Raw genomic sequence first — 20,430 nt, forward strand, 5'->3', positions numbered from 1 at the left:
ATGGTCGCTGTTGCGGGCGGGGCCGCCTTCGGCCAGACCGCCCCGGTGGACCCGGCCCGCGTTCCGCCCGATACGCTGTCGCCCGCCTGGCAGCGGATGTGGCCGACCGTGACGGGGTTCAAGGCGGCGGAGGCGCCGCAGCCCGCCCTTAATGACCTCGCGGCATGGAAGCAGCAGCAAGATGCGGTTGACGAGCAGATGCAAAAGATGGCGTCCGGCGTCACCGCGGCCTATGGGGTGACGGTGGAGGCCAGCCTAATAGGCGGTGTGCCCACCCTGACCATCACGCCCAAGGACTGGGTGGACGACGGGCGTCTGCTGATCTATGTCCATGGCGGCGGCTTCACCAGCCTTTCGGCCCGCTCGACCCTGTTCTCCTCGGGCCTCATGGCGAACCGCAGCCGGATGCGGGTCATTTCCGTCGACTATACCCTGGCGCCGCAGCAGCGCTGGCAAGGGACAACCGACCAGGTGGCGGCGGTGTATCGCGCTCTGCTGACCCAGGGGCGGTTGCCGCAGGGGATCGGCATCTTCGGAGACTCCGCTGGGGGCTCCATCGTGGCGGGAACCGTTCTGAAGCTGCGCGACGCGGGCACCCCCCTGCCGGGGGCCGTCTTGCTCTGGTCGCCGTGGTCGGACGTTACCGCTACGGGTGATACCTACCGTACCCTGGCCAGCTTCGATCCGGCGTTGAGCATGGACCGCCTGGCTTTGAGTGCGGCGGCCTACGCCGATCCCGCCGATCAGAAGAACCCGTACGTCTCACCTGTCTACGGAGACTACGCCCGGGGCTTTCCCCCGACGCTGATCCAGGGCGGTACCCGCGAAATCTTCCTCAGCAACATGGTGCGCCACTACCAGGCCATGGTGGCCGGGGGCGTGGACACCACGTTGGACCTCTACGAAGGCATGATCCACGTCTTCCAGCCCATGGCACCCGGCGCGCCGGAGAATGTGGCCGCCATGAAGCGCGTGGTGAATTTTTGGAACCGGCATCTCAGATCCCGCTGATGCCGTTGACGGAGTTGCGCCAGGGGGCCGGTTTCACGGTATAATCGACCGGAAACGTCCGAATTCCGGTCGTGCCCCCCCATCCCAATAGCGATCGAGATAGGCTGCAATGTCCGACACCTTGGATACCATGACGACGACGCCAGCCCCTCGCCAGCGGACGGGGGCTGGCCGACCGACGCAGGCTCAGGTCCGTGCCATCGACGCGGCCATCCTGGAGGCGGCGACGGGCATTTTCCTGACCGCCGGCTATAGCGGCGCTTCGATGGAGGCGGTGGCAGAAACGGCCCGGGTTTCCAAGGGAACGCTTTATGCGCGCTATCCTTCCAAGGCGGATCTGTTCAAGGCCGTCTGCTCTTCCCGGGTGGAGGTGTGGTCGATGCGTTTCACGCCCGAGCCGGCGCCGGGCAGCGGACTGGCGCCGCGTCTTGAGCATTTCGCCCGCACCATCGTGCGCAGCATGTCCGATCCCGAGGTCATGGCCTTTGAGGGGCTGCTGCATACCGAGGGGCGAAAGTTCCCTGAGGTGGCCAAGCTTTTCTTCGACACCACGTTCGAGGTCAGCCTGGCGCACGTCATCTCCATTCTGACGGCTGCGTCCATTCAGGACGGTGTGCCGGTTCGCGATGCGCGCAATGCGGCCGTCGCGTTTATGGGGCTCTTCACGGGCTGGTGGATGCGTATCCGGTGGTGTGGGCCGATTTCGGACGACGAGGTCGAGACAACCATACGCAGCTTCGTCGCCATCTTTCTCCAAGGTCGCCTGGCTTGGTGACGTCGGCGGCTGCGGGTGGCGTGGCGTCAATTTGTAAGGGCAGGAGTAGTCGGTTTTGAAAAAGGCGGACCAGGTGGAAATGGACGAGGAGGGGAAAAGCACGGCCCAACCCTCGGGCAGCCAGACCTTGTTGCGGGGGCTGGACGTGATCGACGCCGTGGCCGATGGCGTCACCACTTTTCCCGCCTTGTCCGAACGTCTCGGCCTGACCAAGTCCACGGCCCATCGGCTGGCGTCCGCCCTGGTGGAGCGCGGATATCTCACCTTCGTGGCGCGGGAGGGGTACGCCCTGGGACCCAAGTTGCTGGAACTGGGCTGGTCCGCGCATCAGCAGATGCACCTGCCCAGTGTGGCCCGCCCGCATATAGAGCGGCTTGCGGCGGAAACCGAGGATACGGTGCATCTGGGCATCCTGGACGGGACCCAGGCGTTGTATCTGGACAAGGTGCCCGGGCGCCGCCGCGTGGTCATCGGTTCACGGGTGGGCGAACGTCACCCCATCATCTCCACCGGCCTGGGCAAGGCCCTGGTGTTGGACCATGACGAGGCGGCTTGGCGGGGGTTCTATGAGGTGCGCGGCTATACCACTGGCATGGCCGTGTGGCTGGAGCGCATGCGCATCTACAGCGCCAAGGGCTATGCCTTCGACCTGGAAGAGAACGAAGACCAGATCCGGTGTGTCGCCGCGCCCATAAGGGGGGCCAGCGGTGAGATTGTGGCCGCCCTCAGCGTCTCCAGCGCCGCCCAGTACATGGCGGACGAGCGCATGGAGGCCTTGGCCGAGCAGGTCCGCACAGCGGCTGAGGACATCAGCAAGGACTTGGGCTGGACGGAGCGTGCCGGCCGCCGGCGCCCGCGTAGGGGGCGGCTCTGAGCCGAATTCCCTCTTAGGCTACATCGTTGCGCTCCCGGGGGGGGCCAGGCGGTCCTGGACCGGCAGGTGCGGGGTATGTTCGCCCGGCCCTGACGGCAACCGGCGAGGTTGGCTAGCCAGAGGCTCCCGCCGGCACTTGGTTCAGCGCCGCGCTGATGGCGTTGTCGGTCAAGGGACAATGGGTGCCTGAAGGGCCGTACATGGCGGCGACACAGCGGTTACAGGCGGTGCAGCCGCTGCGATGGGCGGGGTTCTCGCGAAAACGCCGCACCAGCTCCGGGTCGTGGATCAGGGCTCGGGCGATGACCACGGTGTCGAACCCTTCCCTCAGCACCTTGTCGGCAGCGGACAGGGACAGCACGCCACCCAGATAGCCCAGGTGGCAAGACACAGCAGCCCGCACCCGCCGCGCAGCCTCAAGGAAATATAGCTCGGAGAAGCGCAGTGACTTGGGCGTCGCCATCTTGAGCAGTTGGAACTGCAGGCGGGTTGCCAGGCTGGGCTTGCCGGCCAGGAAGTCGTCATAGGGCAGGGGGCTGGAAAAGATCACCCAGGGGGATTCGATGTTGCGGCCGCCCGACAGCACCAGCATGTCGACGCCGGCCAGCTCCAGCACCTGGGCGGTGACGATGGCGTCATCCACCGTGGCCCCGCCCTTGGCCCCGTCGTAGAGGTTGATCTTGGCCAATACGGCCAGCTTGTGACCCACGGCCGCCTTGACCGCGGCCAGCACCTCCGCCGGGAAACGGGCACGGCCGGCGGCGGAACCGCCATAGGCGTCACGCCGCTTGTTGGACAAGGGGGAGATGAACTGGTTCAGCAGGTAGCCGTGGCCCATGTGCAGCTCCACGGCGTCGAAACCGGCTTCGGCGGCCAGTTGGGCGGCCCGCACGAATTCTCCCCGCACCTGTTCCATGTCGCCCCGGGTCATGGCGTGCTGGAAAGGGCGCCCCAGCATCAGGCCGATCTTGTCCAGGCCACCACTGGCCGACATGGCCCGCCGGGTGGTCAGTTCCTTATGTTGGGCGAAACTGCCCCCGTGGGTGATCTGGGCGGATGCCTTTCCGCCCTGGGCGTGGATGGCGTCGGTGATGGCGCGGTAGTGGCTGACCGTGGCTGCGTTCATGACGCCCTGGTCAGTGAAGGTCCGGCCATCGGGCGAAACGGCGATATAGGCGAGCGTGGTCAGGCCCACGCCCCCCGCGGCCAGACGCTCATGGAATTGCAGCAAGGACTGCGTCGGTACGCAGCCCTTGGTCATCATCTCGTTGGCGCCGGATCGGATGAAACGGTTGGGCAGCGTGAGGGGCCCGACCTTGAGGGATGCGAAGGCGTTTGCCATGGCTGTGTCCGCCTGACCGGTGTGAGGACGAAGGGCAACGGCCATCCGCATCCCGTGGAAGCGCCAGCGGGAAAGGGGGCCGTTGCCTGCGACGGTCGCCGTGTTAGCCGGCCGGTTGCAGCATCTGCACAACCTCGATCAGGTGCCCCTCGACATCGGTGACGAAGGCGACGCGCACGCCATGGGCGGGCATGTCGCGGGCGGCCTGGACTTCGGTCCCGCCGGCCGCGACGGCGCGCCGGGCGAAGGCGTCCACATCGTCGGTGATGAAGCCGAGGATGACCTCGTCCTTGGACGGGCGGGGGGCATCGACGAACTTCAACAGGACGAAGGTGGCGGCGCCCTCGTGGCTGGGCTTGAACAGGATTTCCTGGATTTTGCGGCCGGCGATTTCATCGTCCACGCGGGCCAGCTCTTCCATGCCGCTGACCGCCTTGTAGAAGGCGGCGGTGGCTTCAAGGTCCCAAACCAGCAGCTTGGTGAAGCCGAATTGGTTGTACATAAGATCCTCCCTTGGCTTTTTGGACGCGATCGAAGGCGACGGCGTTTGGCTATGATAAGTGAATACTTACTTCTATATAAGGCCTGGACCGGCCCGGGACCTGGGTCTCTTTCCTAAGAGGCGGGGGGCTTCAGGTCTTTGCGCATGACCTTCCCGGCCGCATTCTTGGGGAGGCTGGTTAGGAACACGACGCTCCGCGGCACCTTGTAATTGGCCATGTTGGCCTTGGACCAGGCGACGATCTCGTCGGCTTCGGCCTGTTCTCCCGGGCGCAGTACCAGGAAGGCGCGGCCCACTTCGCCCAGGCGTTCATCCGGCACGCCGATCACGGCGGCCATCTCCACCTTGGGGTGTGCGCAGAGCAGCTTCTCGATCTCCGCCGGATAGCAGTTGAAGCCCCCGGTGATGTACATGTCCTTCTTGCGGTCGGTGATGCGCAGATAGCCGTCGGCGTCCAACGTGCCGATGTCACCGGTGTGCAGCCAGCCCTTGGTGTCGATTGCCTCCGCCGTGGCGGCGGGGTCGTCCAGATAGCCCTGCATGACGCCGAAGCCACGCACCAGAATTTCCCCGGTTTCTCCAGGAGACAGGGGCCGCCCCTGGTCGTCGGCGCAAACCACCTCCAGCCCATCCAGCGCCCGGCCACAGGTGGTGGCGATGCGGTCCACGCTGTCGCCCGCGCGGCACATGGCGATGGCGCCGCACTCGGTCATGCCATACCCCGTCACCACCCGCTGGAACCCCAGCTCCGTCTGCATCCGCGCGACGAGGATGGGGGGGACAGTGGCGGCTCCGGTGACGGCGACGCGCAACGACGTCCGGTCGGTGCCCAGCCTGTGCTGCTCGGCCAGCAGGGATTGGAAGATGGTGGGGGGGCCGGGCAGGAAGCTGACGCCTTCCTCACGGATCAGGCGCGCGACTTCCACCATGTCGAACTGGGCCAGCGGCAGGCTGGTCGCCCCCATCATCAGGGCCGCCAGCCAGCCGGCCTTGTAGCCGAAGGTGTGAAAGAACGGATTGATGATCAGCATCCGGTCGTCCACCCGCAGGTCGACGGCATCGGACCAGGCTTGGAACAGCCTGATGGTCTGAAGGTGGCCGCTCACCACCCCCTTGGGCGCGCCGGTGGTGCCCGAGGTAAAGAGGATGTCGGATGGATCCTGGCCGGTCACCCGTGCCATGGCCTCATCGACGGCCGGGTCATCCGGTCCCGGTCCGCGCTCCAGGAAGGCCTCCCATCCCCCCGGCCCGTTGCCGTCCAAGGTCACGATGCCCTGAAGGGCGGGCAGGGTCTCGCCAGCCAGCAGGGCCGGGTAGTCCACGCCCAGGAAGTGACCCACCGTCACCAGCAAGCGGGCCCGGGAACGGTGCAGGATGTCGGCGGCCTCCCGCCCCTTCAACCGGGTGTTCAGGGGGGTGAGGATGGCGCCGGCGGCCTGGGCGCTCAGGGCGGCCACGATCCATTCGATCCGATTGGGTGCCCACAGGGCGACCACGTCCCCTTTATGGATTCCCCACGCCAGATAGGCGGCTGCGGCCCGGCGTACCTGGTTGTAAAGGCCGGCGAAGGTCCAGGTGCGTCCGCCGTCGATCAGGGCTGCCTTGTCCGGCCAAAGGCGTGCGGCGCGGGCGGCGATCGCGGGCAGGGTCTCCGGCAGCGCCGGGGTGGCAAGGGTCATGGCCCGCGCGCCTCCCGTGGCAGGCCCAGGGCGCGTTCGGCGATGATGTTGCGCTGGATCTGGTTGGTGCCGGCATAGATGGTGTCGGCCCGTGACATGAGGAACATGGTGGTCAGCGGCGGGAAGCGTTCCGCCGTTTCACCGATCTCCGCCGCCGGGCCGGCGACATCCATGACCAATTCGCCCAAATTGCGGTGCCAAGTGGACCAGTAGAGCTTGTAGGTATAGCCCTCCGGGCTCAACTGGCCGGACTCGGCGTTGGCCAGCAGGCGCAGGGCATTGAACCGCATGATGCGCAGGCCGATCTGCGCCTGGGCCAGGCGTTGCCGGATCAGTGGATCGGCGGCCTTGCCGTTCTCCTTCGCCAATTCGATCAGGGCGTCCAGTTCATTGCGGAATTGCATCTGCTGGGCCAGCGTGGACACCCCCCGCTCGAACCCCAGCAGGCCCATGGCCACCCGCCAACCGTCGCCTTCCGCGCCCACCAGGTCGCGGACCTCGGCTAACGCGCCATCGAAGAATACCTCGCTGAATTCCGACTCCCCCGTCATCTGACGGATGGGGCGCACGGTGACGCCCGGCTGATGCATATTTACCAGCAGGAAGGAGAGGCCCTTGTTGCCGACTGACCCGGGCTCTGTCCGGCACAGCACGAAGCACCAGTCGGCGATCTGGCCCATGGAGGTCCAAATCTTCTGGCCATCGATGATGTAGCGCTCGCCATCCCGCCGGGCCTTGGTGCGCACATTGGCCAGGTCCGACCCCGCATTGGGTTCGGAATAGCCTTGACACCAGATGGCGCGGCCGGCGGCGATGTCGGGCAGGAAGCGGTTCTTCTGGTCCGGGGTGCCAAAGGCCAGCAGGGTGGGGCCCGCCAGTTCCACGCCGATATGGCCGATGCGGGCGGGTGCCCGGGCGCGGGCATACTCTTCGGCGAACACGACCTGCTGGGCGATGCTGGCGTCACGACCACCGTAGGCGGCGGGCCAGCCGACGCAGCTCCAGCCCGCAGCACCCAGGCACTGTTCCCAATCACGCCGCCGTTCGATCAGGTCGACATGGTTGTTCAGCCCACGGATGTCGCGGAACGGGCCGGCCAGTTGGCTTTCCAGCCAGATCGCGGCCTCGGCACGGAAGCGCTCAAGTTCGGGGGTGTCGTCCATGGGCTGTCTCAGAAGATTTCGAACAGGCCGGCGGCACCCATGCCGCCACCGATGCACATGGTGACCACACCGTACTTCTCCCGCCGGCGGTGGCCTTCGACCAGCAAGTGACCGGCAAGGCGCGCGCCCGTCATGCCGAAGGGATGCCCCACGGCAATGGCGCCGCCATCCACATTCAGGCGGTCGTTGTCGATGCCCAGCCGATCGCGGCAATACAGCGCCTGGGAGGCAAAGGCCTCGTTCAGCTCCCACAGGCCGATGTCGGCCATGGTGCGTCCCGTCCGCTCCAGCAGCTTGGGCACCGCAAACACCGGGCCGACGCCCATTTCCTCCGGGGCGCAACCGGCGACCGCGACACCGCGGTAGGCACCCAGCGGTTCCAGGCCCAGGCGTTCGGCCAGCTTGGCCTCCATGAGCAACACGGCGGCCGCCCCGTCCGACAGCTGAGAGGCGTTGCCGGCCGTGATATGGCGGCCCTCCTTCACCAGCGCGCCGTCCTTGTAGACCGGGGCCAGCTTGGTCAGACCGTCCAGGGTCGTATCCGCCCGCGGGCCTTCATCAGCGCCCAGCGTCACTTCCTGGTAGGAGGTCTCGCCCGTTTCCTTGTCGACGACGGCTTTGCGGGTGGGCAGGGGGGCCAGTTCCGCCGCGAAGCGGCCGGCCGCCTGGGCCGCCACCGTACGCTGATGGCTCTGCAGGCTGAATTCGTCCTGCGCCTCCCGACTCACGCCATAGCGTTCGGCGACGATTTCCGCCGTCTCGATCATGGGAATCCACATGTGCGGCATATGAGCCAGCACCGACTGAGAACGGGTGCGGTAGGTGCTCTTGTGCTTGGTTTGGGTCAGACTGATGCTCTCGACGCCGCCCGCCACGACGACGTCCATGCCGTCGACCATGATCTGCTTGGCGGCGGTGGCGATGGCCATCAGGCCGGAGCCGCACTGCCGGTCCAGGCTCATGCCCGCCACGCTCTGCGGCAGGCCGGCCGAAGCCACGGTCAGGCGCCCGATGTTATAGCTCTGGTTGCCCTGCTGTGAGGCGCAGCCCAGGATCAGATCCTCCACCAAGGCGGGGTCGATACCGGCGCGGCGAACGACCTCCGCCACGACATGGCCGGACAGGGCGGCCGCGTCGGTGTCGTTGTAGGCGCCCCGGTAGGCCTTCCCGATGGGGGTGCGGGCGATGGAGACGATGACGGCTTCACGCATGGTAGGGAACCCTCAGGGGAAGTAGCGGGAGATGGTGTCGGCGACGCAGGCGGGCTTTTCCTGCCCGTCAATCTCGACGGTCATGCGCACGACGGACTGGATGGCGCCGCCTTTGACCTCTTTCACCGCCAGGATCTGGCCTTGGCCCCGCAGGCGGGAGCCCATCCGGACGGGAGCGATGAAGCGCACCTGATCCAGCCCCACGTTGACGCCGGAAGCGAAGGACTGGATGCGCAGCAACTGCGGCAGGAACAGGTTGACCAGGCTGAGTGTCAGGTAGCCGTGGGCGATGGTGGTGCCGAAGGGGCCCTCCTTGGCCCGCACGGGATCGACATGGATCCACTGATGGTCGCCCGTGACCTGGGCGAAGCCGTCGATCCGGTCCTGGTCCACGACCAGCCATTCGGTGGTGCCGAGGTCCTGGCCCACCTGGTTCAGCAGATCGTGCGGCGTGTCCACGGTGATCGCCATGGGCTCAGGCCCGCTGGCTGGAGACGGACAGCACTTCGCCCGTCATGTAGGAGGAAAGGTCGGACGCCAGGAACAGCATGGCGTTGGCCACCTCCCACACTTCGGCCGGCCGCCCAAAGGCCTCTTGTGCCGCCAATCGCTCCAGCGCTTCCGGTGTCGTCACCTTGGCCAGGAAAGGGTGCATGGCGATGGAGGGCGCCACGGCGTTGATGCGCACGCCATGGCCCGCAGCCTCGATGGCGGCACAGCGGGTGAAGGCCATCACACCCGCCTTGGCGGCCGCGTAGTGCGCCTGACCCGCCTGCGCCCTCCAGCCCAGGACGGAGGCGTTGTTGACGATGGCGCCGCCACCGCGGGCGTACATTCCGGGCAGGAAGGCGCGGCTCATGCGGAAGACGCTGGTCAGAGTGACATCCAGCACCCGCGACCATTGTTCATCCGTCATTTCGACGACGGACGCCTCACCACCCAGGCCGGCGTTGTTGATCAGGACGTCGACGCCATCCAGCGCCCGGTCCGCTGCGGCGCGCAGCGCTTGGACATCACTTTCCTTGGTGACATCGCACAGCTGGGTGGCCGGGCGGTGGCCCGTTTCCGCCGCCAGACGGTCAGCGGCTTCGCCCAGGCGGCGCTCGTGATAGTCGCTGATCAGCAGCCGCGCGCCCTCCTCGGCGGCGCGCTTGGCGACGGCATAGCCGATTCCGGTGCCCGCGGCGGCGGTGATGACCACCGTCTTGCCTGTTAAAAGGCCACGGGCGGGCGGGTAGGGTGGGGGGGCGACGGGGCGGGGGGCTGGAATGGTCATAGGGTCCTCAGGGAATGTCATCCAGGCCCATCAACCGGGCGACCCGCTCGCGGTGATGGGCCGGGTCGCCCAGCCAGGCTGAACTGGACCAGGCGCGTTTGAAGTAGAGGTGGGCGTGATGTTCCCAGGTGAAGCCGATGCCGCCGTGAAGCTGGATCGTTTCACCAGCGCAATGACGATAGGCGTCTGAACACCAGCTCTTGGCGGCGGAACACGCCTCCAGCAGGTCGGTGTCGGTATCGATGGCGGCGGCAGCGTAGAGCGCGGCGGAGCGGGCGGCCTCCACGGCCACCATCATGTCGGCCAATTCGTGCTTCACCGCCTGGAAGGAAGCGATCTTGCGGCCGAACTGCACCCGCTGCTGGGCATACTCCACGGTGGTGGCCAGGCAGAAGGCGGCACCACCGGTCTGTTCCGCCGCCAGCAAGCCGGCGGCGGTGGCCAGGATACGCTCCAGGACGGGGCCGGCTTCCTCGGCTCTCCCCAGGATCTGATCGGGCGCCACCGCGACGGTGTCGAAAGTCAGGCGGCACAGGGGCCGTGTCGGGTCAAGCCCGGGCTGGCGCTCGACCCGCAAGCCGGTCGCGTCGCGGGGCAGGGCCAACAGGCTGATGCCCCGGGGGCCGGCGGACAGGGGGGCACGGGCGGCCACCAGCAGCAGGTCGGCGACATGGGCGAAGGGCACGAAGCAGGATTCGCCGCTAAGACGCCATGCGCCTTCTTCCGCCCTGAGCCAGGCGGTAACCCCATCGGGGGCCGGCCGGCCCTGGGGACCGGTCAGGGCCAGGGTCGCCTTGGTGCTGCCATCAGCCAAGCCGGGCAACAGGCTCCGCTTCTGCGCCTCCGTGCCCGCGCCGAGGATGGTCTGGACACCGAGAACCGCGGTTTCGAAGAAGGGCGCCATGGCCAGCCGCGCACCCGTCTCCTCCAACACCAGCGCCATGTCGACGGCGCCGCCCCCGATGCCGCCATAAGCCTCAGGCACCATCAGGCCGGCATAGCCCATGTCGACCGCCAGATTGTGCCAAAGTTCGGCATCCCAGCCGGCATCGGCCTCGATGGTGGAGCGAAGGCGGTCCAGGCCGGCGGCTTCCTGAAGGAAGGCCTGGACGCTGTCGCGGATCGCGCGCTGATCGTCGGTCAAAGCGAAATGCATGGTGCCATCCTCAGCCCGCGCCGTAGACGGGCTTGGGCGGCATCCGGGCACGCAGCAGGTCCTGGATCGCCGGGCCCAGCTCATCGGCTGCCCAGCGGGCCTTCTTGTCGATGGACACGCTGTCGGTCCAGCCCTGGGACAGCCACAGCCGCCCGCCCTTCAACTCAAAAACCTGTCCGGTGACTTCCCGCGATTGGGCGCTGCAAAGCCAGGCGACCAAGGGGGCCGTGTTCTCGGGGGCATAGACATCCAGGTCCCCCTCCTGCCGGTTCATCTCGGCGGCGAAGGCGCCCTCGGTCATGCGGGTGCGGGCATTCGGGGCGAGGGCGTTGGCGGTGATGCCGTAGCGGCCCAGTTCCGCCGCCTGTACAAGGGTCAGGGTGGCGATGCCGCCCTTGGCGGCGGAATAGGCGCTTTGCCCGATGCTGCCCTGCAGGCCGGCGCCGGAGGTGGTGTTGATGATGCGGGCATCCACCGTGTGCCCGGCCTTTTGGCGGGCGCGCCAGAAGTCCACGGCGTGACGACTGGTGCAGAAGTGACCACGCAGATGCACGCGCAGGACGGCATCCCATTCATCGGGCGTGCAGGAAACAAACATACGGTCGCGAACGAAGCCGGCGTTGTTCACCACGGCATGCAGGTCGCCGAAGCTGTCCAGCGCGCATTCCACGATGCGGCCGCTGGCGTCCCAATCGGTGACGTCGTCCGTGTTGGCCACGGCTTGGCCGCCGGCGGCCCGGATCTCGTTCACCACCCGTGCAGCGGCCCCCTCCGTGGCTCCACTTTCACCGTGGGTTCCCACGCCCAGGTCGTTCACCACCACCCGGGCGCCTTCCGCGGCCAGGCCCAGGGCATAGGCCCGGCCCAGGCCGTTACCAGCGCCGGTGACGACAACCACCCGGCCTTCGCAGATACGCGACATCGTTATTCCCCATGCTCTGTGGCGGCGGCGCGGCGCCGGCGTTCCTCGGCCGTGGCGCCCCGTAGGCGCACGGCAATGGCGTTGGCGCGGATGCGTGGCCGGTCCGGTTCCGCGGCGGCCAGCGGCTGACATTCCCGCAGGTCGGTGAAGGCCTCGCGGGTCAGGCGCTGGTATTCGCCGTCCCCGGTGTTGCGCCAGGTGATCTGGTCGGGCCTGAAATGGCGGATCACCTTGGCCGGGTTGCCTGCGATCAGGCAGCCGGCCTCGAACCGGGCGTCCGGGCGCACCAGGGACAGGGCGGCGACCAGGCAGTCCTCTCCCAGCTCGGCGTTGTCCAGGACGACGGCGTTGATGCCCACCAGGGTGTGCCGCCCGATGCGGCAGCCATGCAGCACGGCGCCGTGTCCGATGGTGGCGCCCAGCCCGACGTGGCAGTCGTTGCCGGACGAGGTGTGGAGGGTGCAGTTGTCCTGGATGCTGCTGTCGCCCTCCACCACGATGCGGCCGAAGTCGCCGCGCAGCGACGCGCCCGGCCCGAGATAGCAGCCAGGGCCGACGATGACGTCACCGATCAGCGTCGCGCCCGGATGGACGAAGCTGCTCGGGTCCACGACCGGTACGATGCCTTGGTAGCTATAGACGGCCATGGTGTCACAGCCGCTCGATGATGGTCACGTTAGCCTGCCCGCCGCCCTCGCACATGGTCTGCAGGGCGTAGCGTCCTTGGCGCCGCTCCAACTCGTTCAGCAGCGTGGTCATGATGCGGGCGCCGGTGGCGCCCAGCGGGTGCCCCAATGCTATGGCACCGCCATTCACGTTCACGCGGTCCGGATCTATGTCCAGTTCCGACATCCAGGCCAGCACCACGCTGGCGAAGGCCTCGTTGCATTCGAACAGGTCGATATCGGCCAGGGCCAGCCCCGTCTTGGCCAGGGCATGGCGGGTCGCGGCGATCGGGGCGGTCAGCATCCACACGGGGTCGTCGCCCCGCACGCTCATGTGATGGATGCGCGCCCGCGGTTTCAGGCCATGATCCTTCACGGCCTGGGCGGAGGCGATCAGCAGGGCGGCGGAGGCGTCGGCGTTCTGGCTGCTGACGCCGGCGGTCAGGCGTCCACCCTCCACCAGGGGCTTCAGGCCGGCCATCTTCTCCAGCGAGGTGTCGCGACGCGGCGTCTCGTCGGTGGTGAATTCCCCCACCGGAGCGATCTCGCGGGCGAAGCGCCCGCCATCGCTGGCGGCGATGGCCTTCTGGTGGCTGGCCAGCGCGAAGCCCTCCATTGCTTCCCGGGTGACGCCCCACTTTTCGGCGATCATCTCCGCAGCGCGGAATTGGCTGACTTCCTGCTTGCCGTAGCGGGCCAGCCAACCGGGGGAGGTGGAAAAGGGGTCGGGAATGCCGTAGGTGCGGCCCACTTCCATGGCGGCGGAGATGGGGATCATGTTGAGGTTCTGCACGCCGCCGGCCACCACCAGCTCCTGCGTGCCGCTCATGACTCCCTGGGCCGCGAAGTGGACCGCCTGTTGGGCGGAACCGCACTGACGGTCCACGGTGACGCCCGGCACATGATCGGGAAGACCCGCCACCAGCCAGCAGGTACGGGCGATGTCGCCGGCCTGGCTGCCGATGGTTTCGGTGCAGCCGAACACGACATCGTTCACGGCACCGGGGTCGACCCCGGTGCGGGCTATCAGCGCGGCAATGGCGTGCGCGCCCAGATCGGCGGAATGCATGCCGGCCAGCGATCCCTTCTTGCGGCCGATCGGGGTGCGGACGGCGTCGATGATATAGGCTTCAGGCATGCTGGCCCTCGTTCTGGCGGGGATGATCGGGCAGGAAGGTTTGGTCGGGACCGAGGGGGCCGGCCAGGACGCGCCGTTCCACCCGCGCTTGGTGGAAGGCCGGCGTTCCCCAGACGTAAGTCAGGGCCAACGCGCGTTTCAGGAAGAAATGGATGTCCACTTCCCAGGAGTAGCCCATGGCGCCGTGCACCTGGATGGCGGTGCGGGCGGCCAGGTCCGCCGCCTCCGCCGCCACCAGCTTGGCGTGCGATATGGCCGCCCGGGACCGTGTGTCGCGGTCGGGGAAGCGCGTGGCGGCGGCATGCAGCACGGGGCGGGCGAATTCGATCTTCACCTGGACGGAGGCCAGGTGATGCTTGATGGCCTGGTATGACCCGATGGGCTTACCGAACTGGGTGCGATCCTTGGCATAGGCGACCGCCAAGTCCACGCAGCACTGCGCCAGGCCCAGGCACTGCGCGGCGGCGAACAGGGCACCCCGGTCGATGGCGTCCGCGAGGGGCCCGGCCGCGGTGGCGGCGCTGGCGATGCGGGTGGTTCCGCTCGGCTTCCACGCCACGTCGAACAGGCGGCGGAATGGATCGATGCTGGGACGGCGCGTCAGTGTCACCTGATCACGCGGTACCAGGTGCAGGTCGCCCTCATGGACCAGCAGCAGGGCGGCGGCCGTATCGGCATCGGCGACCAGCGGGTTCAGGGGATGGCCGATCGCCAGCGTGGCGGCGCCGCTCAAGGCCTCGGCCAACAAGGGGTGCGCCGGGGCGCAGGCGGCCAACAAGGGCAGGGCGATGCCCGCATGGTCGACCAGCGGTTCGGGCAAGGCTGCACGTCCGCACGCCTGGGCAATCAGGGCGAAGTCCAGTTCGCCCAGGCCCAGGCCGTCTTGCTCCGCCGGCACCAGGACCGGCACCAGCCCGGTTTCCACGATGGCGCCCCAGCGGTCCGCGTCGCGGGGAGCCCCGTCGGTCATCAACTGGCGCAGGGCGGCGGGCGGGCAATGGTCGTCCAGCAACTTGGCGACCACGTCGGCCAGCATCTTCTGTTCGTCGGTGAGGGTGAAGTCCATCAGCCTGTTCCTCAGCGCGGCAGCCCAAGCATGCGTTCGGCGATGATGTTGCGCTGGATTTCGTTGGAGCCGGCGTAGATCGGGCCGGCGAGGGAGAAGATGTAGTCGTCCAGCCAATCGCCCGTGGGGTCGGGGGCGGCGGGGTCGGGCAGCAGTTCGGCGCGGGCGCCCAGGATCGACAGGGCGGTGCGGTTCAGCGTCACATCCAGCTCCGACCAGAAGATCTTGTTGGTGCTGGTTTCCGGTCCGATGGGCTGCCCGGCCAGGATGCGGCTGGCGGTGGCGTAGATGGACAGGGCGTAGGCCTCCGCATCCATCCAGGCTTGCGCCACCGCCGCCCGCGTAACCGCGTCGTCGGGGTCACCCTCCCGCCGGTACAGCGCCGCCAGGCGGGCGGCCGCCACTTGGTAGCGGGCGGGACTGCGCAGCATCAGGCCGCGCTCGAAGCCGGCGGTGACCATGCAGATGTGCCAGCCTTGCCCCTCATCGCCCAGCCGCTGGTCCGCAGGCACTCGGACGTTATCCAGGAAGATTTCCGCAAAGCCGACCTTGCCGTCGATGCGGGCGATGGGTTTGACCGTCACGCCAGGCGCATTCAGGGGGAACAGCACCAGCGTCAGGCCCTGGTGCCGCTGGCTGCCGGCCTCGCTGCGGAACAGGCCGAAGGCCCAGTCGGCGAAGGCGGCGCGCGACGACCAGGTCTTCAACCCGTTGAGGACATAGTGGTCGCCATCCCGGGTGGCCGTCGCCCGCACCCCCGCCAGATCGCTGCCAGCCTGGGGCTCGGACCAGGCCTGGGCCCAGATCTCGTCGCCATTGGCCATGGCCGGCAGGAAGCGGGCCTTCTGTTCCGGGGTGCCGAACTCCATCAATGTGGGGCCCAGCAGGAAAATACCGTTCTGGTTCACACGCCCTGGGGCGCCGGCGCGGTAGTATTCCTCCTCGAAGATCAGCCATTGCAGCAGATCGACGCCACGGCCGCCGTATTCCTGGGGCCACGTCACCATGCCCCAGCGACCCTCGGCCAGGGTGCGCTCCCAAGCCCGGTGGGCTTCGAAACCTTCCCGCGTGGCATCGAAGGAGGGCAAGGGCCGGGCGGGCACATGGGCCGCCAGCCAGGCCCGAACCTCGGCGCGAAAGGCGTTCTGCTCAGGCGTATAGGTCAGATTCACGGGGCAGGGCTCCTAGAAGGTGGCCGTCCGGCCCTTGTCGTGGACGAAGGCGTCCCGGGCGCGTTGGCTGTCCTCATGCATGTACATTTCCAAGGTGAAGCCCTGCTCCCAGCGGTAGCCCTGGCAGGGGTCCAAAGGTTCCAGCCCGTTCAGCGCCTGCTTGGCCAAGACCAGGGCGGTTCGGCTCTTGGTGGCGATGACGGCGCAGAAGGCGCGGGCCTCCTCCAGCAGGCGCTCCTTGGGCACGACCGCTTCCACCGCGCCCAGGCGATAGGCTTCCTCCACCGGGATCCGCCCGCCGGTGAAGAAGGCGGCGCGCACCTTGTGCAGCGGCAACATGCGCGACAGAAAGGCGGCCCCCCCCATGGCGCCCCGGTCGATCTCCGGCAGGGAAATATAGGCACCCTCCGCCGCGATCAGCATGTCGGAGGCGCCGGCGATGTTCACGCCACCACCGATGACGAAGCCATGCAGGGCCGACACGACGGGAACCGGGCAGTCGCGGATGGCTTTGAAGGTCAAGTAGTTGTCCCGGTTCAGCTTGACGATGCGTTCCGGATGGGCCTGCATCTCCTTGATGTCGACGCCGCCGCAGAAGCCCTTGCCCTCGGCGCGGATCAGGACGCAGCGTACCTCCGCGTCGCCCCCCGCCTTTTCCACCAGCCGGGGGATCAGTTCCCAGCCACTGGTGTCGAAGGCGTTGACCGGCGGCCAGTCGAAAACGATCTCGGCGACCCGCCCGTGGGTTTCAAGCGTGATCGGCATGGTACCTCCGGCTGTCGACAGGGGCGGGGCACAGCGCGGCCAGGCGCTCCCGCGCCTCCGCCACGATGCGGTCCATCAGGGCCTGGCAGGTGGGGATTTCGGTCAGGCGGCCGCCGACGATGCCAGTGGCCATGACGCCCTCGTCCGGTTTGCCTTCCACCACCGCCTTCTGGATCAGCATGGGGGCGCTGGCGGCCATCAGCGCCTGGTCCAGCCGCAGGCCCCCATGGCCGGTCATGCCCCGTACCGTATGCAGAAGCTCCCCCCAGCCGGCGCCTGTCTGGCGCTTCAGGGCTAGGCCACTCTCCAGCGCGCGCAGCCACATGCCCAGGGGGCCTGAGCGCTCAATGCGGTCCATCAGGGGGGTGCGGACCATGCGCTGCGGGATGCCGTCCAGCTTGGTGGTCAATACGATGTCATCGGTGTCGGCTTCCAAGTAGCGGGCCTTGGTCACCGCCGGCACCGGGCTCTCTGCCGTCAGCAGGAAGCGGGTGCCCATGGCGATGCCCACGGCGCCGAAGGCCAGGGCGGCGGCCAGTCCACGCCCATCGGCGAAGCCTCCCGAGGCGATGACGGGCACGGTCACCGTGTCCAGCACCTGGGGCAGCAGCACGGTGGTGGGGACGGATCCGGTATGGCCGCCCCCTTCGCCGCCTTGGACGTTGATCATGTCGACGCCCAGCTGGACCATCTTCTTCGCGTGTTTCAGGGCGCCGACGGTGGGCACGCACAGGATGCCGGCGTCGCGGAAGCGGACGATCATGGCGGCGTCCGGCCCCCGGCCGAAGCTGACGGCCCGCACCTGCGCCCGGTTGGCGATGATCGTCTCGACGATCTCGGCGGCGCCCGGCTGGAACATGTGGAAATTGACGCCGAAGGGCCGGTCGGTCAGGCGCCGCACGGCCGCGATCTTGGCCGCCGCGTCGGCGGGTGTCATGACGGCCGCGCCCAGGAAACCGAACGCGCCGGCGTTGCAGGACGCGGCCACCAGCGGCGGCTCCGCCACCCAGCCCATGGCGGTCTGGATGATGGGGTAGCGGCAGCCCAGCCGCTCCACCAAGGCGGTGATCAACGGATCCGGCTGCATGGCCTAGCGCTCCCCCGCCTGCGATTTATTGGCCTGCGCCATGGACTTGGCGTCCAGGCCGCCCAAGCTGTTGGTGGAGGTCAGGTCGTTCTGCGCGTGGGCGAAGTGATGCATGTGGAAATGGGCGTCCGTGGCGGTGCGCTTGCCCCGCAGGTCTTCCACATGGTTCAGTGCCTGCTTGGTCAGCCAGTTGCCCAGGCGGGGCCGGCTGGCCAGTTCCGCCGCGACGGCTTTCACCTCGCCCTCCAGCTGGTCGCGGGGCACCAGGCGGTTGACCATGCCGAAGTCGTAGGCTCGCCGGGCCGGCATGCGCTCGCCCAGCAGGATGAATTCCTTGGCGATGCGCGGCGGCAGTTCGAAGCCGTGGGCGAAGTATTCCACGCCCGGGATGCCCATGCGGCCCACCGGGTCCTGGAAAAAGGCGTCGTCCGACGCGATGATCAGGTCGCAGACCCAGGCCAGCATCAGGCCGCCGGCCACGCAAGCGCCCTGAACCATGGCGATGGTGGGTTTGGGAATGTCGCGCCAGCGCCGGCACATGCCCAGATAGACCTCATGCTCGCGGGTGTAGAGCAGCTCGGCCGCCGGCTTGTTGGTGTGATCGGGCAAGAGCAGCGCCCGGTCGAAGCGGCTGTGCAGGTCGCGGCCCGGCGTGCCAATGTCATGCCCGGCGGAGAAGTGCTTGCCCTCGCCCTTCAGGACGATGACGCGGATGGCGTCGTCATCCACGGCGCGCCGGAAGGCCGCGTCCAAGGCGTAGGTCATCTGCGAGTTTTGGGCGTTGTTGAAACGCGGCCGGTTCATGATGACCCAGGCGACCGGGCCGTCCGTCACGTAGCGGACAGGCTCATCCGTTTCATAACTCGGTGGCTGATGCCTGGGCTCGACCAGGTCGGGGGATGGCTGATGGGACATGGCTTCCCCTCTCACGCCGTACGCCGGTCGCCGGCAGGGTCGCCCTTGAACACCGTGCGCCGGACGTTGTTGGGGTCCAGTTGCCGGATCAGGGCCAACTGCTCCGCCGTCGGGGCGGATGTGGTGGCCACGTGTTCCAGCCGATGCAGGGGGAAGCCGGTGTTGTCCTGAACCTGGTCGAAGCTGACCCCGGGGTGCAGGCTGCGCACCTGGATCGCGTGGCCGGGCCCGCCGAAGTCCAGCACCGCCAGATCGGTGACGATCAGGCGCAGGTCCAGTCCGCGCGGCGGCTGGCCGTTCAGGTAACGGGCCGGGTTGTAGCCGGCGCTGCAAACGAAATCGACTTCGCCGGCGACAAAGGTGCGGCTGGTGTGGTTGGCGAAGAAGAAGCTGTTGGGGTGGTGGACCGAGTTGCCGGGGAAGCCCCGGGCGCCCAGCATGGCCGCCTTGGGCCGAGCGTGGTCGCCGATGACGCTGATGTTGGTCTGACCGAAGCGGTCCATCTGCACCGGCGCCACCATCGCGTGGCGTTTCCCGCCCCAGAGTGCGGAGAACACGCGGTCGTAGGGGGACCAGCCCTCGATCACCGGCGGCGTATCGGTGGCCGGGCCGGGCGGCACGGGGCTGGCGGTGTAGAAGCACTCGCCGTCCGTGGTCTGCAGCGCCGGATTGAAGGTGGTCTTCGCCAGGGCCGCAGCCAGGCGGGGCAGAGGGCCGATGCCCGTGGCCATGACTTCGCCGTCATGTCGCCAGGTTTCGGCGGCGGCGGTGATGACAAGTTCGGCGAGACTGTAGGGCGTGGGGCGCGATGTGTCTGTCATGGCGGCTCTCGCTCAATAGACGGGCTTGGGCAGGGCGGCGACGCGCCCGGCACCGCCTATGGCGTCCAGGTAGTGATCGGCACCGACATCGATGAAGCGGGCGCGGTAGTCGACCCAGCCTTCGGGCGACGCGGCGCTGTCGGCGTAGGTCTTCAGGTGGCCAAGATCGAGCTGGTAGTCGGGGGTGGCACTGGTGGGGTGGGCGCCGAAGGGCGCCTCGGCCACGCCGCTGATCAGCGCCCGTTCGCACAGATTGAAGCGGGCGTTGTTGGCCATGTCCAGTTCGGGTGTCGGCACCAGCTTCTCCGTGGTGACGAAGACCCGCTTGGCCGCACGGGCCATCAGTTCATCAAAAAAGGGATCGGGGCTGAGCGTCAGGACATTGCCCAGCGCATCGGCCCGGTGGACGTGCAGCAGGGCCGCATCCAAGGGCAGGGCCGGAACCGCCACGAGTTCCTCTCCATCCTCATAGGGGCTGCGCACGGTGCGGAATGCCGGCTGGCGGATGATGTCGGTGCCGATGCCGATGTGGGTAGGCAGGAAGGGGACACGCATGGCGGCCGCCCTCAGTCCCAGATGGAACATGCCTTCGTCCAGCTCCAGCACATCCAGTCCCTCCTGCCGGGCGGCGCGGAAATGCGGGTCCAGCGGGTAATGGTCCAGCGAGACGAAGGCGAACACCAGGCGGCGAAGCTTACCCGCGGCGGCCAGCAAGCCCACGTCCGGCCCGCCATAGCTGACCAGGGTCAAGTCCTTGAGCCGTGAGCGCAGCAGGGCGCGCACCAGGGCCATGGGCTTGCGCCGGGTGGCCCAGCCGCCGATGCCGATGGTCATGCCGTCGGACAACTGGTCGACGATATCGTCCAGGGTCATGCGCTTGTCGAGCATGG

The 20,430-nt window shown here is 67.9% G+C and carries 21 protein-coding genes; 3 read left to right on the forward strand and 18 right to left on the reverse strand.

Annotated elements, in window-relative coordinates:
* From FBZ89_RS16450 to FBZ89_RS16460, 3 genes are all read left to right on the forward strand, one after another.
* Positions 1 to 1,011: an alpha/beta hydrolase gene (locus tag FBZ89_RS16450; RefSeq protein WP_186455013.1), complete on the forward strand. Its 1,011-nt coding sequence runs from the start codon at positions 1 to 3 to the stop codon at positions 1,009 to 1,011.
* Between the two features lie 109 nt (positions 1,012 to 1,120).
* Positions 1,121 to 1,786 carry a TetR/AcrR family transcriptional regulator gene (locus tag FBZ89_RS16455; protein WP_145613691.1) on the forward strand — a complete coding sequence of 222 codons (666 nt, stop codon included), beginning with the start codon at positions 1,121 to 1,123 and terminating at the stop codon, positions 1,784 to 1,786.
* 55 nt (positions 1,787 to 1,841) lie between these two features.
* Positions 1,842 to 2,660, forward strand: a complete 819-nt coding sequence (locus FBZ89_RS16460; protein WP_246134625.1) for an IclR family transcriptional regulator — start codon at positions 1,842 to 1,844, stop codon at positions 2,658 to 2,660.
* A 112-nt stretch (positions 2,661 to 2,772) separates the two neighbouring features.
* Here the strand turns inward: FBZ89_RS16460 and FBZ89_RS16465 are convergent, their stop codons facing one another.
* From FBZ89_RS16465 to FBZ89_RS16550, 18 genes are all read right to left on the reverse strand, one after another.
* On the reverse strand, positions 2,773 to 4,002 hold the full coding sequence (locus FBZ89_RS16465; protein WP_145613690.1) for an NADH:flavin oxidoreductase: 1,230 nt from the start codon (positions 4,000 to 4,002) through the stop codon (positions 2,773 to 2,775).
* Positions 4,003 to 4,105: 103 nt separating this feature from the next.
* The gene (locus tag FBZ89_RS16470; protein WP_145613689.1) at positions 4,106 to 4,504 is read right to left on the reverse strand and encodes a VOC family protein; all 399 of its coding nucleotides are present in this window, start codon (positions 4,502 to 4,504) and stop codon (positions 4,106 to 4,108) included.
* Positions 4,505 to 4,617: 113 nt separating this feature from the next.
* Positions 4,618 to 6,183, reverse strand: a complete 1,566-nt coding sequence (locus tag FBZ89_RS16475; protein WP_145613688.1) for a FadD3 family acyl-CoA ligase — start codon at positions 6,181 to 6,183, stop codon at positions 4,618 to 4,620.
* On the reverse strand, positions 6,180 to 7,346 hold the full coding sequence (locus FBZ89_RS16480; RefSeq protein WP_145751029.1) for an acyl-CoA dehydrogenase family protein: 1,167 nt from the start codon (positions 7,344 to 7,346) through the stop codon (positions 6,180 to 6,182). The genes FBZ89_RS16475 and FBZ89_RS16480 overlap by 4 nt, the downstream gene beginning before the upstream one ends.
* An 8-nt stretch (positions 7,347 to 7,354) precedes the next feature.
* Positions 7,355 to 8,557, reverse strand: coding sequence for an acetyl-CoA C-acyltransferase (locus FBZ89_RS16485; RefSeq protein ID WP_145613686.1), 1,203 nt, complete (start codon positions 8,555 to 8,557; stop codon positions 7,355 to 7,357).
* Positions 8,558 to 8,569: 12 nt separating this feature from the next.
* On the reverse strand, positions 8,570 to 9,028 hold the full coding sequence (locus FBZ89_RS16490; RefSeq protein ID WP_145751030.1) for a MaoC family dehydratase: 459 nt from the start codon (positions 9,026 to 9,028) through the stop codon (positions 8,570 to 8,572).
* 4 nt (positions 9,029 to 9,032) lie between these two features.
* Positions 9,033 to 9,833, reverse strand: a complete 801-nt coding sequence (locus FBZ89_RS16495) for an SDR family oxidoreductase (protein ID WP_145613684.1) — start codon at positions 9,831 to 9,833, stop codon at positions 9,033 to 9,035.
* Positions 9,834 to 9,840: 7 nt separating this feature from the next.
* Complete coding sequence (locus FBZ89_RS16500; protein WP_145613683.1) at positions 9,841 to 10,989, reverse strand: acyl-CoA dehydrogenase family protein; 1,149 nt, start codon at positions 10,987 to 10,989, stop codon at positions 9,841 to 9,843.
* Between the two features lie 10 nt (positions 10,990 to 10,999).
* On the reverse strand, positions 11,000 to 11,911 hold the full coding sequence (locus tag FBZ89_RS16505; protein WP_145613682.1) for an SDR family oxidoreductase: 912 nt from the start codon (positions 11,909 to 11,911) through the stop codon (positions 11,000 to 11,002).
* Between the two features lie 2 nt (positions 11,912 to 11,913).
* Positions 11,914 to 12,558, reverse strand: a complete 645-nt coding sequence (locus FBZ89_RS16510) for a gamma carbonic anhydrase family protein (protein ID WP_145613681.1) — start codon at positions 12,556 to 12,558, stop codon at positions 11,914 to 11,916.
* 4 nt (positions 12,559 to 12,562) lie between these two features.
* Positions 12,563 to 13,714 carry an acetyl-CoA C-acetyltransferase gene (locus FBZ89_RS16515; RefSeq protein WP_145613680.1) on the reverse strand — a complete coding sequence of 384 codons (1,152 nt, stop codon included), beginning with the start codon at positions 13,712 to 13,714 and terminating at the stop codon, positions 12,563 to 12,565.
* A complete protein-coding gene (locus FBZ89_RS16520; protein WP_145613679.1) occupies positions 13,707 to 14,780 on the reverse strand; it encodes an acyl-CoA dehydrogenase family protein in 1,074 nt (357 codons plus the stop codon). Before FBZ89_RS16520 ends, FBZ89_RS16515 begins: the two co-directional genes overlap by 8 nt.
* 11 nt (positions 14,781 to 14,791) lie before the next feature.
* A complete protein-coding gene (locus FBZ89_RS16525; RefSeq protein ID WP_145613678.1) occupies positions 14,792 to 15,952 on the reverse strand; it encodes an acyl-CoA dehydrogenase family protein in 1,161 nt (386 codons plus the stop codon).
* Positions 15,953 to 15,964: 12 nt separating this feature from the next.
* Positions 15,965 to 16,717, reverse strand: coding sequence for an enoyl-CoA hydratase family protein (locus FBZ89_RS16530; protein WP_145613677.1), 753 nt, complete (start codon positions 16,715 to 16,717; stop codon positions 15,965 to 15,967).
* Positions 16,701 to 17,804 (reverse strand): NAD(P)H-dependent flavin oxidoreductase, encoded by a 1,104-nt coding sequence (locus tag FBZ89_RS16535; RefSeq protein ID WP_145613676.1) that lies wholly within the window; start codon positions 17,802 to 17,804, stop codon positions 16,701 to 16,703. Before FBZ89_RS16535 ends, FBZ89_RS16530 begins: the two co-directional genes overlap by 17 nt.
* Positions 17,805 to 17,807: 3 nt before the next feature.
* Positions 17,808 to 18,719 carry an enoyl-CoA hydratase gene (locus FBZ89_RS16540; protein ID WP_145613675.1) on the reverse strand — a complete coding sequence of 304 codons (912 nt, stop codon included), beginning with the start codon at positions 18,717 to 18,719 and terminating at the stop codon, positions 17,808 to 17,810.
* An 11-nt stretch (positions 18,720 to 18,730) separates the two neighbouring features.
* Complete coding sequence (locus FBZ89_RS16545; protein WP_145613674.1) at positions 18,731 to 19,540, reverse strand: CoA-transferase subunit beta; 810 nt, start codon at positions 19,538 to 19,540, stop codon at positions 18,731 to 18,733.
* Positions 19,541 to 19,552: 12 nt separating this feature from the next.
* On the reverse strand, positions 19,553 to 20,428 hold the full coding sequence (locus FBZ89_RS16550; RefSeq protein ID WP_145613673.1) for a CoA transferase subunit A: 876 nt from the start codon (positions 20,426 to 20,428) through the stop codon (positions 19,553 to 19,555).
* Positions 20,429 to 20,430: the final 2 nt, after the last annotated feature.

The sequence above is a fragment of the Nitrospirillum amazonense genome, from assembly GCF_007828045.1.
In the GTDB taxonomy this organism is placed as follows: domain Bacteria; phylum Pseudomonadota; class Alphaproteobacteria; order Azospirillales; family Azospirillaceae; genus Nitrospirillum; species Nitrospirillum amazonense_C.

Excerpts from the sequence above, each read along its gene's own strand:
- FBZ89_RS16490 (WP_145751030.1), bottom strand. The coding sequence starts at position 9,028 with ATGGCGATCACCGTGGACACGCCGCACGATCTGCTGAACCAGGTGGGC.
- FBZ89_RS16495 (WP_145613684.1), bottom strand. The coding sequence starts at position 9,833 with ATGACCATTCCAGCCCCCCGCCCCGTCGCCCCCCCACCCTACCCGCCC.
- FBZ89_RS16480 (WP_145751029.1), bottom strand. The coding sequence starts at position 7,346 with ATGGACGACACCCCCGAACTTGAGCGCTTCCGTGCCGAGGCCGCGATC.
- FBZ89_RS16450 (WP_186455013.1), top strand. The coding sequence starts at position 1 with ATGGTCGCTGTTGCGGGCGGGGCCGCCTTCGGCCAGACCGCCCCGGTG.
- FBZ89_RS16455 (WP_145613691.1), top strand. The coding sequence starts at position 1,121 with ATGTCCGACACCTTGGATACCATGACGACGACGCCAGCCCCTCGCCAG.
- FBZ89_RS16510 (WP_145613681.1), bottom strand. The coding sequence starts at position 12,558 with ATGGCCGTCTATAGCTACCAAGGCATCGTACCGGTCGTGGACCCGAGC.
- FBZ89_RS16500 (WP_145613683.1), bottom strand. The coding sequence starts at position 10,989 with ATGCATTTCGCTTTGACCGACGATCAGCGCGCGATCCGCGACAGCGTC.
- FBZ89_RS16470 (WP_145613689.1), bottom strand. The coding sequence starts at position 4,504 with ATGTACAACCAATTCGGCTTCACCAAGCTGCTGGTTTGGGACCTTGAA.
- FBZ89_RS16465 (WP_145613690.1), bottom strand. The coding sequence starts at position 4,002 with ATGGCAAACGCCTTCGCATCCCTCAAGGTCGGGCCCCTCACGCTGCCC.
- FBZ89_RS16485 (WP_145613686.1), bottom strand. The coding sequence starts at position 8,557 with ATGCGTGAAGCCGTCATCGTCTCCATCGCCCGCACCCCCATCGGGAAG.
- FBZ89_RS16505 (WP_145613682.1), bottom strand. The coding sequence starts at position 11,911 with ATGTCGCGTATCTGCGAAGGCCGGGTGGTTGTCGTCACCGGCGCTGGT.
- FBZ89_RS16545 (WP_145613674.1), bottom strand. The coding sequence starts at position 19,540 with ATGACAGACACATCGCGCCCCACGCCCTACAGTCTCGCCGAACTTGTC.
- FBZ89_RS16550 (WP_145613673.1), bottom strand. The coding sequence starts at position 20,428 with ATGCTCGACAAGCGCATGACCCTGGACGATATCGTCGACCAGTTGTCC.
- FBZ89_RS16515 (WP_145613680.1), bottom strand. The coding sequence starts at position 13,714 with ATGCCTGAAGCCTATATCATCGACGCCGTCCGCACCCCGATCGGCCGC.
- FBZ89_RS16530 (WP_145613677.1), bottom strand. The coding sequence starts at position 16,717 with ATGCCGATCACGCTTGAAACCCACGGGCGGGTCGCCGAGATCGTTTTC.
- FBZ89_RS16520 (WP_145613679.1), bottom strand. The coding sequence starts at position 14,780 with ATGGACTTCACCCTCACCGACGAACAGAAGATGCTGGCCGACGTGGTC.
- FBZ89_RS16535 (WP_145613676.1), bottom strand. The coding sequence starts at position 17,804 with ATGCAGCCGGATCCGTTGATCACCGCCTTGGTGGAGCGGCTGGGCTGC.
- FBZ89_RS16540 (WP_145613675.1), bottom strand. The coding sequence starts at position 18,719 with ATGTCCCATCAGCCATCCCCCGACCTGGTCGAGCCCAGGCATCAGCCA.
- FBZ89_RS16475 (WP_145613688.1), bottom strand. The coding sequence starts at position 6,183 with ATGACCCTTGCCACCCCGGCGCTGCCGGAGACCCTGCCCGCGATCGCC.